Annotated in this window: 11 protein-coding genes; 9 read left to right on the forward strand and 2 right to left on the reverse strand. The window is 72.8% G+C overall.

Annotation, left to right across the window (positions count from 1 at the left end):
* Positions 1-3 precede the first annotated feature (3 nt).
* The 5 genes from OQ02_RS40670 (at position 4) to OQ02_RS00555 (ending at position 7,637) form a co-directional block, all read left to right on the forward strand.
* Positions 4-1,275, forward strand: coding sequence for an SWIM zinc finger family protein (locus OQ02_RS40670; RefSeq protein WP_051771424.1), 1,272 nt, complete (start codon positions 4-6; stop codon positions 1,273-1,275).
* Positions 1,272-2,699, forward strand: a complete 1,428-nt coding sequence (locus OQ02_RS40675; RefSeq protein ID WP_051771427.1) for a DUF5691 domain-containing protein — start codon at positions 1,272-1,274, stop codon at positions 2,697-2,699. Before OQ02_RS40670 ends, OQ02_RS40675 begins: the two co-directional genes overlap by 4 nt.
* The gene (locus tag OQ02_RS00545) at positions 2,696-3,784 is read left to right on the forward strand and encodes an ATP-binding protein (RefSeq protein ID WP_033436196.1); all 1,089 of its coding nucleotides are present in this window, start codon (positions 2,696-2,698) and stop codon (positions 3,782-3,784) included. Before OQ02_RS40675 ends, OQ02_RS00545 begins: the two co-directional genes overlap by 4 nt.
* Entirely contained in the window at positions 3,784-6,072 is a 2,289-nt protein-coding gene (locus OQ02_RS00550) for a DUF5682 family protein (RefSeq protein WP_051771431.1), read from the forward strand. The genes OQ02_RS00545 and OQ02_RS00550 overlap by 1 nt, the downstream gene beginning before the upstream one ends.
* A gap of 398 nt (positions 6,073-6,470) precedes the next feature.
* Positions 6,471-7,637 carry a VWA domain-containing protein gene (locus OQ02_RS00555; protein ID WP_033436872.1) on the forward strand — a complete coding sequence of 389 codons (1,167 nt, stop codon included), beginning with the start codon at positions 6,471-6,473 and terminating at the stop codon, positions 7,635-7,637.
* 77 nt (positions 7,638-7,714) lie between these two features.
* Here OQ02_RS00555 and OQ02_RS00560 read toward each other — a convergent pair whose 3' ends face one another.
* Together OQ02_RS00560 and OQ02_RS00565 are read right to left on the reverse strand one after the other, a co-directional pair.
* The gene (locus OQ02_RS00560) at positions 7,715-8,179 is read right to left on the reverse strand and encodes a hypothetical protein (RefSeq protein WP_156076821.1); all 465 of its coding nucleotides are present in this window, start codon (positions 8,177-8,179) and stop codon (positions 7,715-7,717) included.
* Positions 8,180-8,240: 61 nt separating this feature from the next.
* Complete coding sequence (locus OQ02_RS00565; protein WP_231499814.1) at positions 8,241-8,714, reverse strand: hypothetical protein; 474 nt, start codon at positions 8,712-8,714, stop codon at positions 8,241-8,243.
* Positions 8,715-8,946: 232 nt separating this feature from the next.
* On the opposite strand from OQ02_RS00565, the gene OQ02_RS00570 reads away from it, so the two are divergent.
* From OQ02_RS00570 to OQ02_RS00585, 4 genes are all read left to right on the forward strand, one after another.
* A complete protein-coding gene (locus OQ02_RS00570; protein WP_033436198.1) occupies positions 8,947-9,705 on the forward strand; it encodes a DUF2470 domain-containing protein in 759 nt (252 codons plus the stop codon).
* Between the two features lie 165 nt (positions 9,706-9,870).
* Positions 9,871-10,569 (forward strand): CPBP family intramembrane glutamic endopeptidase, encoded by a 699-nt coding sequence (locus tag OQ02_RS00575; protein ID WP_156076875.1) that lies wholly within the window; start codon positions 9,871-9,873, stop codon positions 10,567-10,569.
* A 103-nt stretch (positions 10,570-10,672) separates the two neighbouring features.
* Positions 10,673-11,908, forward strand: coding sequence for an alpha/beta hydrolase family protein (locus tag OQ02_RS00580; RefSeq protein ID WP_033436199.1), 1,236 nt, complete (start codon positions 10,673-10,675; stop codon positions 11,906-11,908).
* A 15-nt stretch (positions 11,909-11,923) separates the two neighbouring features.
* Positions 11,924-12,580 (forward strand): GOLPH3/VPS74 family protein, encoded by a 657-nt coding sequence (locus tag OQ02_RS00585; RefSeq protein WP_033436200.1) that lies wholly within the window; start codon positions 11,924-11,926, stop codon positions 12,578-12,580.
* Positions 12,581-12,595 lie beyond the last annotated feature (15 nt).

Genomic DNA, 12,595 nt, shown 5'->3' on the forward strand with positions numbered 1-12,595 from the left:
GGCATGGACGCACAAGCGCTTCTGGAGCAGGCCCCGGACGGTCAGGTGGCGAGCAGCGCCACCCGGCTGGCGGGGTCCTCCGGGTGGCAGGGGACGGGTCGCAGTGACACGGCCCTGTGGGGGCTGTGCAAGGGCAGCGGCAAGAACCCGTACCAGGTGTGCGTCGACCTGGGTGACCGGGCGACGAAGTGCTCGTGCCCGTCGCGCAAGTTCCCCTGCAAGCACGCGTTGGCGCTGCAACTGCGCGACGTGCGCGAACCGCTGCCCGCCTCCGCGACACCCGACTGGGTGACCGAGTGGCTGGCCCGCCGCAACCGGGCCGCGGTGGCCGGTGACGCGCCTTCGCCCGAAGCGGTGGAGCGGCGGGCCAAGGCCAAGGAGAAGACGGCCCTGGCCCGGGAGAACGCGGTGCGGGCCGGGGTGGCGGGGTTGACCGACTGGCTGGCCGACGTGGCCGGCGCCGGTCTCGCCGGGCTGCCCGCTCGGGACGCGGCGTGGTGGCACTCGATCGGGGCGCGGATGGTCGACGCGCAGGCCAAGGGGCTGGCGTCGGCGGTGGACGAGGTGCGCGGCATCGTCGTGGGGGGCGGTGCGCGGTGGGCGCACGACGCGGCCGACCGGTTGGGCGGCCTGCACCTGTTGGCGCGGTCGGCCGGGTCGCCTTCGCCCGTGGTGCGCCGACGGCTGGGTTTCGCGGTGGCCGAGGAAGAGGTCCGGGCCGGTTCGGGGTGGTCCGACCACTGGGTGCCGCTGCTGAAGCTGGAGTCCGACGACGGCTTGGTGCGGACCGTGCGGCAGTGGACGTGGGGGCGTTCGCACGGCTGGGTCGTGGCGGTGCGGCACGCCGGTGGCGGGGCGCGGCCGGTGCTCCCGCTGGCGCACGGGGTGCAGGTGGAGGGGGTGTTGCACCCGTACCCCGGCGTGCCGCCGCACCGGGTGGCGGTGGGCGAGCCGCTGGTGGAGCGCCGGCCGGAACCGGTGCCCGCGCCGGAGTCGTGGCGCGCGGCGTTGGCGGGGCTGGAGGAGTTCTTGAAGGCCGATCCGTGGGCGCGCCTGCACCCGTTGGGCTGTGCTTCGGTGCGGGTCACCGAGGACACCGCGTACCTGGCGGACGCGACGGGCCGCGCGGTCCGGGTCCGGTCGGACTTGGCACTGGACCAGGCGCTGGCGGTGACCGGCGGTGCGCCGTTCGACGCGTGGGGCCTGTGGAACGGCCGTGAGCTGCGCCTCGGCGCCGTCGCCGCACCGGGCAGCGCCCCGGAGGTCGTCGGATGACCCTCCACCGCGAATGGGACGAAGCCGTGCAGGCCGCCCTGGTCGGCGCGCACCGGGCGGGCACGACCCCCACCGACCTGCTGGACCGCATCGCAGTGCTGGGCGTGGCCGCACACGGCGCGCAGCTCCCACCGACCGTCGACGCGCCGCTGCTGCCCGCCGCTCCGGAATCCGACGACGTGCGAGCCGACCCCGCCGCCAGATCCGTCCTCGTCCAGGTCCTCGCCCTCGACGACCAGATCCTGCTCACGGAGTGGTGCGGCATGGCGAGGGCCGCGCGCGTGGTCGCGGACCACCGCGAACTACCCGCCCTGCTGGGCTTGGGCACCGCGCACCCCGGCCTGCGCCCCGCCGTCACCGCGGTCCTCGGCACTCGCGGCCGGTGGCTGGCGAAGATCCGGCCCGCCTGGTCCTGGGCCGCGACCGGCGCCGTCGCCGACGAGGTCGACCTCGACCAGGCGCTCGACCTGCCCGGCACGTCCCGCCTCGCCGCCCTGCGCCGCGCCCGCAACCAGGACCCGGTGAAGACCCGGGAGTTCCTGGCCGCCCAGTTCGACGTGCAGCGCCGTGCCACCGACCGCCAGGTGCTGGTCAGCGCCCTGGAGGCGAACCTCGGCCCGGACGACGAACCGCTCCTCGAACGCGCCTTGGACGACCGCGCGATCGGCGTCCACGACGAAGCGCTGCGCCTCCTCCGCACCCTCCCCACCTCCGCCCTCGCCGAACGGGCCGCCGAACGCCTGCACCGGGGCCTGTGGCTCACCGCGGACGGGTTCGACGTGCAGAGCGACGAGCTGTGGTCCGATGCCGCACCGGAGCCGGAAGAGGCCCGCGACCTGCTGAGAGACGGTTCCGAAGCGGGCGTCGCGGGTCGCATCCGGGGCGCGGCGGCGAGCGTCGCCCCGCAGCACTGGACCAGCCGCCTCGACACCGACGACGAGGGCGCCGCCGCCGAACTGGCCCGCGGTCCGTGGGCGAGCGCGTTGTTGCGCGGCGTGGCGCAGAACCTGAAGCTGGCCGACGACGCCCGGCCGTGGGCGGTCGCGGCGACGCGGTCGCTGACGGGCATGGAGCAGCTGGAGATGCTCAGCGGCCTGCCCGCCGAACTGGCCGCGCGCACCGTGGTCGAGGTGTCCCGGCAGTGGAACTACGACCTGCTCGACCACGCCTGCTCGCAGCTGCCCGGACCGTGGAGCGCGGACGCCACCGCCGACCTGCTCGACCGCTACGCCGGGATGCGCGACCCGAGGTGGCGCGCCGGTCGGCCGCCCGCGGTGCTGCTGGCCAGGGGTGACGCCGAGGTGCTCGGCGCGAACTGGGCCCGCATCACCGAGCGCTGGCCCGAGCACACCGCCGAACTCGACGTCCTGCGCCTGCGCATGCAGCTGCGCGAGGCGTTCAACCACCAGGAGGAGAGCCAGTGACCACCGAATCCGTGCTGCGGCCCGCCGCGGAACAGCAGTACGCCGCGGAACTCGCGGCCCTGGCGGCGGCGGACGACCGACCGCGCCCGCCGCAGTGGCGGATGTCGCCGCAGGCGGTGGTCACGTACGTGCTCGGCGGCAGGCTCGCGGACGGCACGGTGATCACGCCGAAGTACGTCGGCGACCGGCGGCTGGTCGAGGTGGCTGTCGGCACGCTCGTCACCGACCGGGCGTTGCTGCTGGTCGGCGTGCCGGGCACGGCCAAGTCGTGGCTGTCGGAGCACATCGCGGCGGCGGTGAGCGGCGACTCGACGCTGGTCGTGCAGGGCACCGCCGGCACGGGCGAGGACCAGGTCCGCTACGGCTGGAACTACGCCCGGCTGATCGCCGAGGGCCCGTCCGAGGCGGCGTTGGTGGCGAGCCCGGTGATGAAGGCGATGCGCACCGGCGCGGTGGCCCGCATCGAGGAGCTGACCCGGATGCCCGCCGAGGTGCAGGACTCGTTCATCACGATTCTGTCCGAGAAGACGCTGCCGGTGCCGGAGCTGGGCATCCAGGTGCAGGCCGTGCCGGGGTTCACGGTGATCGCCACCGCGAACGACCGCGACCGGGGCGTGAACCAGATGTCGTCGGCACTGGCCCGTCGGTTCAACACGGTCGTGCTGCCGCCGCCCGCGACGGAGGACGCCGAGGTGGAGATCGTGTCGGCCCGCTCCGCACAACTCGGCCGCGCGTTGCAGCTGCCCGCCGAGCCGCCCGCGCTGGAGGAGGTGCGCCGGGTGGTGCGGATCTTCCGCGAGCTGCGCAACGGGTCCACTGTGGACGGTCGCACGCAGTTGAAGAAGCCCAGTGGCAGCCTGTCGACGGCCGAGGCGATCTCGGTCGTGACCAGCGGCATGGCGTTGGCGGGGCACTTCGGCGACGGCACGATCACGGCCGACGAACTGGCGTCCGGGCTGCTCGGCGCGGTGGTCAAGGACCGGGTGTCGGACACGGCGGCGTGGCGGGAATACCTGGAAGCGGTGGTCAAGGAACGTGCGGAGTGGCGCGACCTGTACCGGGCGTGCCAGGACGCGGTGGGCTGATGGCGCGCGAACAGCCCTTGCCCGAGCGGGTGACGCTGCTCGGCATCCGGCACCACGGTCCCGGATCGGCGCGGATGGTCGCGGCGGCGCTGGAAGCCGTGCGGCCGGAGGTGGTGCTGATCGAGGGGCCGCCGGAGGGTGACGCCCTGCTGCCCCACGTGCCCGACCTGACGCCGCCGGTGGCGTTGTTGCTGCACGACGAGGCGGAGCCGGCGCGGGCCGCGTTCTGGCCGTTCGCCGAGTTCTCGCCGGAGTGGCGGGCGATGAAGTGGGCGCACGCGAACGGTGTTCCGGTGCGCTTCTTCGACCTGCCGGCCGCCGCGTCGTTGGCCGAGCCTTCGGACTCCCCGGACTCCCCGGATGCCCCCGGTGACGAGCCCGGTGACGAGCCCGGTGGCGAGTCTGGTGGCGAGTGTGGTGGCGAGTGTGGTGGCGACGAGCCGAAAGCGGCCCTCGACCCGTTGGGCACGTTGGCGGAGGCGGCCGGGTTCGACGACCCGGAGCGCTGGTGGGAGGACGTGGTCGAGCACCACACCGATCCCGAGGACCTGGCCGAGGCGGTCGCCGAGGCGATGGGTGCGTTGCGCGAGGAGTTCGCCGACCAGGTCGACGCGCGGACGCTGCGCCGTGAGGCGGCGATGCGGCAGAACGTGCGGCAGGCGTTGAAGGACGTGGAGGGGCCGATCGCGGTGGTCGCCGGCGCGTGGCACGTGCCCGCCCTGCGCACCCTGCCACCCGCATCGGTGGACGCCGCAGCCCTGAAAGGCCTGCCGCGCAAGAAGATCTCGGGCACGTGGGTGCCGTGGAGCCACGGGCGGCTGGCGTCGGCGTCCGGTTACGGCGCGGGGATCGCCTCGCCGGGGTGGTACGCGCACCTGTGGGAGTGCGCCGAACGCGGCGACGCCGTGCCGCGCTGGTTCGCCAGGGCGTGCGCGGTGTTGCGGGCGGAGGACTTGCCGGCGTCCACGGCGAGCGCGGTGGAGGCGGTGCGGCTGGCGGACGCGTTGGCGGCGATGCGGGGGCGGCCGTCGCCGGGGTTGTCGGAGGTGATGGAGGCGTCGCTGGCGGTGTTGTGCGGCGGCGACGCGACGCCGTTGCGGCTCGTGCACGAGCAGTTGGTGGTCGGTGAGCGGCTGGGCGAGGTCGGTGACGACGTGCCGACCTCGCCGTTGGCGGCGGACTTGGCGCGGTTGCGGAAGCGGCTGCGGCTGCCGGTGAGTGCGATGGCCAAGCCGATCCGCCTCGACCTGCGGAAGGACACCGATCGGGAGCGGTCGAAGTTGTTGCGGCGGCTGGAGGTGCTGGACGTGCCGTGGGGGACGCCGGACACGACCAGGACGTTGGGCACGTTCGCCGAGGCGTGGCAGCTGCACTGGAAGCCGGAGTTCGAGGTCGCGCTCGCGGTGGCCGCCCGGCACGGCACGACGGTCGAGGCCGCCGCCCGGACGGTGCTCGTGACGGGGGCGGGGGATGCGAGGCGGGTGGTCGACGCGGCGGAGTCGCTGAGCCGGTCCGTCGGGTGCGAGATCCCCGAGGCGGTCGCGGCGGCACGCCAGGCGCTCGACCGGTGCGCGGCGGCTGCGACCGACGCGTTGGAACTGCTGGCCGCGCTGCCGGACTTGGCGACGACGGTGCGATACGGCTCGGTGCGCGGGACGGACCCGGAGTTGCTGCGGGTGGCGTTGCACGGGTTGCTGGCGCGCGGGGCGGTCGGGTTGCCGTTGGCGTGTCGGGGGGTGGATGAGGACACGGCGGAACGCGCGGTCAGGGCGGTCGAGGGTGCGGACGACGCGGTCAGGTTGGCGGCCGACGAGGAGCACCGGGAGACGTGGCAGCGGGCACTGAAATCGCTCGTCGCGATGCCGGACGCACACGGCTTGCCGACAGGTCGCGCGACGCGGCTGCTGTGGGAGACGGGTGCGATCGACTCGGACGAGGTAGCCGCACGCCTCCACCGGGCGGTGTCCCTGGCGGCCGGCGCGACGGCGTTCGTGGCCGGGTTCGTGCGCGGGTCCGCGTCGCTGCTCACAGCCGATTCGCGGCTGTTCGGCGTGGTGGACGAGTGGCTGACGGGGTTGTCGGGGGCGGACTTCGCGGCTGCGCTGCCGTTGCTGCGGCGGGCGGTCGGCGAGTTCAGCCCGGCGGAGCGCCGGATGCTCGGCGACCGGGTCAAGGGCACGGCAGCGGGTGGTGCGGCTGGTGGTGCGGCGGCTTCGAGCGAGTGGGACGAGGAGCTGGCAGCACGGCTCGCGGGGCACGTCCGCGAACTGTTGGCAGCCGGCACGTGACGCGCGGCGTCCTCCTCACGACGGGCAGTGCCCCGCACGTGACCCAGGGGGCACGCGCAGCGAGCACCTGCGGCGGGCGGACGCGGCGGGCACCCAGCGCGGAGTGGGCTGCGACCAGCAGCGCGGGCTGCGGCTGCTGCGGGCCGGCTGTGGTCCAGCGCGGCGCGGAACGGGATGTGGCGGAACGGGATGTGGCGGGACGGGGCGGGGTCGGGCGGTGGGGGTGTTCGAAGTGGTTGGAGGCGGGACGTTCGAAGTGGGGTTGGTCGGGGTTCCTCATGGTTTTTAACCGAGGGACGGTAACGGTGTTTCCGTACATATTTCGGTGATGATCACCCAATGGTGTGAGTACGGGCCCTCGGTGGCCGGGAGGGGCGGGGTTTGGCGTGACGGACGACATCGCGGCCGAGAGGCAGCGGCGGTGGAGGTTGTTGTTGGGTGGGGCGGCTGGTGATCTCGGGGCCTTGAGCGCTGACGATCAGCGGCGGGATTCCGCGTTGACCGGGTTGTATGGCGGCGCCGGTGAGGACAGCCCTTCCGGCGGCGGCAAGCGGAGTGCGGGTCTCGGCGGGTCGTCGCCCGTCCTCCACCGCTGGCTCGGCGACGTGCGCACCTACTTCCCCAGTTCCGTCGTCCAAGTCATGCAGCGCGACGCGGTGGAGCGGTTGGGGCTCCGTCAGCTCCTCCTCGAACCGGAACTGCTGTCCAGCGTGGAACCGGACGTGAGCCTGGTGGGCACGCTCGTCTCGCTGTCCCGCGCCATCCCCGAACGCACCCGCGAGACCGCCCGCGCGGTGGTCCGCAAGGTGGTGGAGGACATCGAGCGCAAGCTCGCCGACCGCCTCCTCGCCGCCGTCCACGGCGCGATCGACCGATCCCGCCGCACGAGCCGCCCACGTCTGTCCGATGTGGACTGGAATCGCACGATCCGGAAGAACCTCCGCCACTACCAGCCCGACCAGCGCACCGTCGTCGTCCAAGACCTGGTCGGCAACAGCCGCCGCAGCCGGCAGGCCTCCCTGCGCGACGTGATCCTGCTGGTCGACCAGTCCGGTTCGATGGCCGAGTCCGTCGTCTACTCGGCCGTGCTCGGCGCATCGCTCGCCTCGCTCAAGGCCGTCGACACGAAGCTGGTCGTGTTCGACACCGAGGTCGTCGACCTCACCGAACAGCTGAAAGACCCGGTCGACCTGCTGTTTTCCACCCAGCTCGGCGGCGGCACGGACATCAACCGCGCGGTGGCTTACGGGCAGTCTCTGGTTCGCCGCCCGACCGACACCGTCATGGTCCTGATCAGCGACCTGTACGAAGGCGGTGTCGCGCGGGAGTTGCAGCGGCGGGTTCGCGAGCTGGTGCAGAGCGGCGTGACGGTCGTCGTCCTGCTGGCGTTGTCGGACAGCGGCACGCCCGCCTACGACCACGAGCTGGCCGCCCACCTGTCCGACCTGGGCGCGCCCGCGTTCGCCTGCACCCCGGACCGGTTCCCCGATCTGCTGGCGACCGCGTTGCGCCGCGAGGACGTCGCCGCCTGGGCCGAGCAGAGCGGCATCCCGGTCGGCCGCTGAACCGCAGACCGCTGCAACGCAGCACCGCAGCACCGCTGATCCCCGGCCCCCTGGTCCCCCCCCCGTCCCCTAATCCACTACCTGATCACCACGCGCCCCAGGGTCAGGAACGGCGCGCCTCGGGTCAGCACCGCCGCGCGTCCGCGCGGGTCGGGGCCGGCCATCCACACCTGCCCGCCGCGCCGGATGTTCTCGCGCACCCGTTCCGGCAACTCCGACAGCCGCAGGAACGTCCGGTCGGACCCGGCCGTCTCCAGGTACGTCTGCCGCCCGACCCGCGTCCGCCCCGGCACGAAGGCCACCGACACGGCGTGCCGCGGGTAGCTGTCGAGCAGTCGCAGCAGGCTGCGCCGCGAGAAGAAGTGCCGCAGCCCCGGCACGGCGAACTCGATGCACAACGGCGTGAGCACGAACACCCACGGCGACCCGATCCGCTGCGACACGATCCAGAGCACCAGGAACGCGACCAGTCCGAGCGCGATGAACCCGACCGCGCGGCGATCCGCGCCGGTCAGGCACTTCGTTACCCAAGCCTCACCCACCACCGCTCCCAGCAAACCAGAAGTACGCGCCGGGGGTAGCCGAATAAACGATCACGCAAACTCATCCGCGGACGATCTTCGCCGGGAACAGCCTCGGCAGGCCCCGGAACGTCACCACGGTGTTCCCACCGCGGTCGGGTGCCACGACCCAGGCCCGCCGGTGCCTGCGGATCCGTCCTCGCGCCATCGGTCCCGCGCTCACGTCGAGCACCACCGGCCGCGCGCCGTGCACGACGAGCAGTCCTCCGCGCCAGTGCACCCGCACGTACACCCAGGTGCGGTCGCCCATGACCTTCGTGTGCGGTTGCCGCCGGGCGAGCCCCAACCCCAGCACCACCACGGAGAACAGCAGCAGCACGAGCGGCAGCGGGGACGAGACGTCGAAGACGAAGGTCAGGGCGAGTTGGAGCGCGAACGCGAGCACCCCGAGGACGACCCAGCCGAACGCGCGCCGGCCGGCCATCTCCAGGCAGTACCGGGTCCACCGGTCATCGACAGCCGCACCTTCGGTGGACGGCTTGTTCGGCACGACCACGAGCCACCTCCGCCAGGCGAACCAAGATTACGACGAACGCCGGGACCGCCGAATCGGCCAACCGGCCCGATCCCGGCGACCACCCGGGCCACCCCGCTCGGCGCGTCGGTTGCGCACGCCCTAGCCTGCGTGAACCATTCGGACCTGCGGGATCGTGACCGGTTGGGCCGGTCGAGGGACTACCGCCACCGGGCTCCGGCAAGTTAGGCTGCCCTAAGTTGGGAGGTGAGCGGTGAACGAGACACGTCGACCGCCGGCACCGCACGCGGCGGAGCGGGCTCGCACCATCGCCGCCCGGGGTGGGCGCGCGGCCCTGCTGCCGTCGGACGGCGCGGAGAACCGGGTCACCCCGGTGCTGCACCACGTCCACCCGCACGGCGAGGCGACGATCGTGCTGCCGGACGAGCACCCGCTGGTGGTGTCCGCCCGTGCGACCGAGCTGACCGCGATGCTGGAGCTCGCCGACCAGGCGCCCGTGCAGCTGCGCGAACCGGTGCGCGGTCTGCTCTGGATCACCGGCTGGCTGCGCACGCTCGACCTGGACGAGGCCCGCGAGGCCGGTCTGCGGGTCGCCGACGTGCGCCCGGACCCGCGGCTGCTCGACATCGGGCACGGTGCGTCGGTGCTCAGGTTGACGCCCGCGTCGCTGGTGGTGGCCGACGCCGAGGGCACCACGTCGCTGCGGCCGGAGCTCTTCGCGCAGGCCGAGCCGGACCCGTTCGCCGCGTTCGAGGACCACTGGCTGCGTCACCTGGAGCTGTCGCACCGCGATGTGGTCGGCCAGCTCGCGCAGCACCTGCCGGACAACCTGAAGGGCGGTCACGTGCGCCCGCTCGGGCTGGACCGCTTCGGGCTGCGGCTGCGGGTGGAGATGGCGGACGAGGACCACGACGTGCGCATCGCGTTCTCCCAGTCGGTGTCGACGGCGCAGGAGCTGGCGGGTGAGCTGCGCCGGCTGATGGGCTGCCCGTTCCTCGCCCAACGCCGCTGAGCCCGACCCCAGCGAGCCCGACACCGCTAAGCCCGCCGCCACCCAGCCCGCCGCCACCGAGCCCGACTCCACGGACAACCGCGCGGTTACCGTGTGGGGGTGATCGACGACCTCGACGCCCGGTCCCGCCACGGCTACCGGCTGGAACTGCTGCTCGTCTTCGCCATGACGCTGGGCCTGTCCGGGCTGCGGAGCCTGGTGCGGCTGCTGGACAGCCTGCTCGACCCGGTGCCGCTGAACGAGCAGAAGGTCGCGATCAACGTCCCGCAGGCGCGGTTCGACCTGCTCGACCTGATCGCGCAGCTGCTGAGCGTGGTGCAGCTGGCGACGTGGGGCGGGCTCGGGCTGTACCTGCTGTGGCGCGGCGGGATCAAGCTGAAGGCGCTGGGGCTGGACCGCACCCGGATCGGTCCGGACGCGCTGGGCAGCCTCGGCCTGGCCGCGTTGATCGGCATCCCGGGGCTGGTCTTCTACCTGGTCGCGTGGAACCTCGGGCTGAACCTGGCCGTGCAGCCGTCCACTTTGGACGAGTCGTGGTGGCGCAGCGTCGTGCTCGTGCTGGCCGCGGTGGGCAACGCGTGGGCCGAGGAGGTGCTGGTCGTCGGCTACTTCCTGACCCGGCTCAAGCAGCTGGGCTGGCGGGACAACACGGCGTTGCTGGCCAGCGCGGTGCTGCGCGGCTCGTACCACCTGTACCAGGGGTTCGGCGGGTTCGTCGGCAACCTGGTGATGGGGTTGGTGTTCGGCAAGGTGTGGCAGCGCACGAACCGGTTGTGGGTGCTGGTGGCCGCGCACGCGTTGCTGGACGTGGTCGCGTTCGTCGGCTACACGGCGTTGCGCGGTCACGTGTCCTGGCTGCCATGAGTAGGTCGTGCGAGGTATGCGCCGCTCCACCGTGAGACGGATGCACGCGCACACGTCGCACCGACAGCATCGGGGCACCTGCCCACTGAGAGGGAAATCCCTGATGCGCACCAGAGCGCTGGCCGTCACGGTCATCGCAACCCTTGTCGTAGCAACACCCACCGCCGCCGCCTCCACCGGGACCAAGATCATCATGCCGGAGCTGAGCGGACGGCACGCGGTCGGCACCGCGGAACTGCACCTGGTGGACCAGCGCCCGGACCCGTGGCAGCCGACAACCGACCGCGAGCTGATGGTCACCGTCTCCTACCCGGCCCGCGGCTCGGGCGGTGAACGCGCGCCGTGGCTGACTCCGGGCGTGGCGACGGTCATCGACACGCTCGCGACGCCGTCCCTGCTCGGCCTGCCGCCCGGTTCGGTGGACTGGGCTTCGACCCGGCGTCAGGCGGTGGTGAACGCGCCGACGGCCCGGGGTGGGTGGCCGGTGGTGTTGTTCTCGCCGGGTTTCGGGTCGTTGCGGGAGTTCAACGCGGGCCTCACCGACGACCTGGCGAGCCGCGGGTACGTCGTGGTGTCCATGTCGCACACGCACGAGTCCGCCGTGGTCGAGTTCCCGGGCGGACGGGTCGAGCCGCCGCTGGTCGACGACGAGCTCATCGACCAGCGCAAGACCGCCATCGACACGAGGGTCGCCGACACCCGGTTCGTCCTCGACCAGCTCGGGCGGATCGCGCGCGGTGACAACCCGGACGCCGAGCACGACCCGTTGCCTCGCGGTCTCGGTGCCGCGCTGGACCTGTCCCGGGTCGGCATGTTCGGCCACTCGTACGGCGGTTACACGGCGGGCGAGACGATGGTGCACGACCGGCGGATCGACGCGGGGATCAACGTGGACGGTTCCATGGGCTACGGCTCCGCGGACGACTACCGGCCCGGTGAGGTCGTGACGCGCGGGTTGGACCGGCCGTTCATGCTGGTCGGCGGTGATTTCACGGACCCGGTGACGGGCGCGCGGATCGTGCACTCGCACCAGGACCCCGGTTTCGACCCGACGTGGGCGGACTTCTGGCCGAACCAGCGCGGGTGGAAGCGGGACCTGCACTTCGACGCGAGCACGCACTACAGCTTCACCGACCTCCAGATCGCGGTACCCCAGTTGGGTGGTCTGCTGACCCCGGTGAAGCAGCGGGAGCTGGTCGGCGCGATCGACGCGACCCGGTCGTTGGCCGCGCAGCACGACTACTTCGCCGCGTACTTCGACGTGCACTTGAAGGGGCGGCACAGCCCGCTCTTCCGGGGTGACCCGCCGCGTCACCCGGACGTGCGGTTCATCGGTTGAACCTAAAGTGGGGTCATGGACGACCTCACCTTGGCCGACGAGCTGGCGTTGCTCGCGTACGACGACGACGGTTCGCGCAAGCTGGGTCAACCGGCGCTCGGCTACGGGTTGGCCGGTGCGCTGCTGATCGAGCTGGCGTTGGCGCGTCGGGTCGACGTGGTGGGCAAGAAGGTCACCGTGCTGGACCCCGCGCCGGTCGGACGGCCGCTGCTCGACCAGGCGTTGGCCAGGATCGCGGATGACAAGCCGCGCAAGCCGGCGCACTGGATCGAGAAGCTGGGCAAGAAGCTGACCGAGCAGGTGCTGGACGGGCTCGTGGCCGGCGGCGTGCTGCGCCGTGAGGAGGACCGGGTGCTGCTGGTGTTCCCGCGCACCCGGTTCCCCGCTCCGGACGGCGTGCAGCCGGCGGCGGAGACCGACGCGCGGGCGCGGATGACGGCGGCGATCACCGACGACGGGCCGGTCGACCCGCGGACGGCGGCGTTGTGCGCGCTGGTGAAGGCCGTCGGCTACGACCGCAAGGTGTTCGCCGACCTGCCGCGCGCGGTGGTGCGGAAGCGGTTGAAGGTGATCTCCGAGGGTGACTGGGCGGCGACCGCGGTGCGCAAGGCGATCGAGGAGGTCCAGTCCGCGATCATGGTCGCCGTCGTCGTGCCCGCGGCGTCGAGCTGACCGGTGCACCTTCCC

Source organism: Saccharothrix sp. NRRL B-16314 (assembly GCF_000716595.1).
Classification (GTDB): domain Bacteria; phylum Actinomycetota; class Actinomycetes; order Mycobacteriales; family Pseudonocardiaceae; genus Actinosynnema.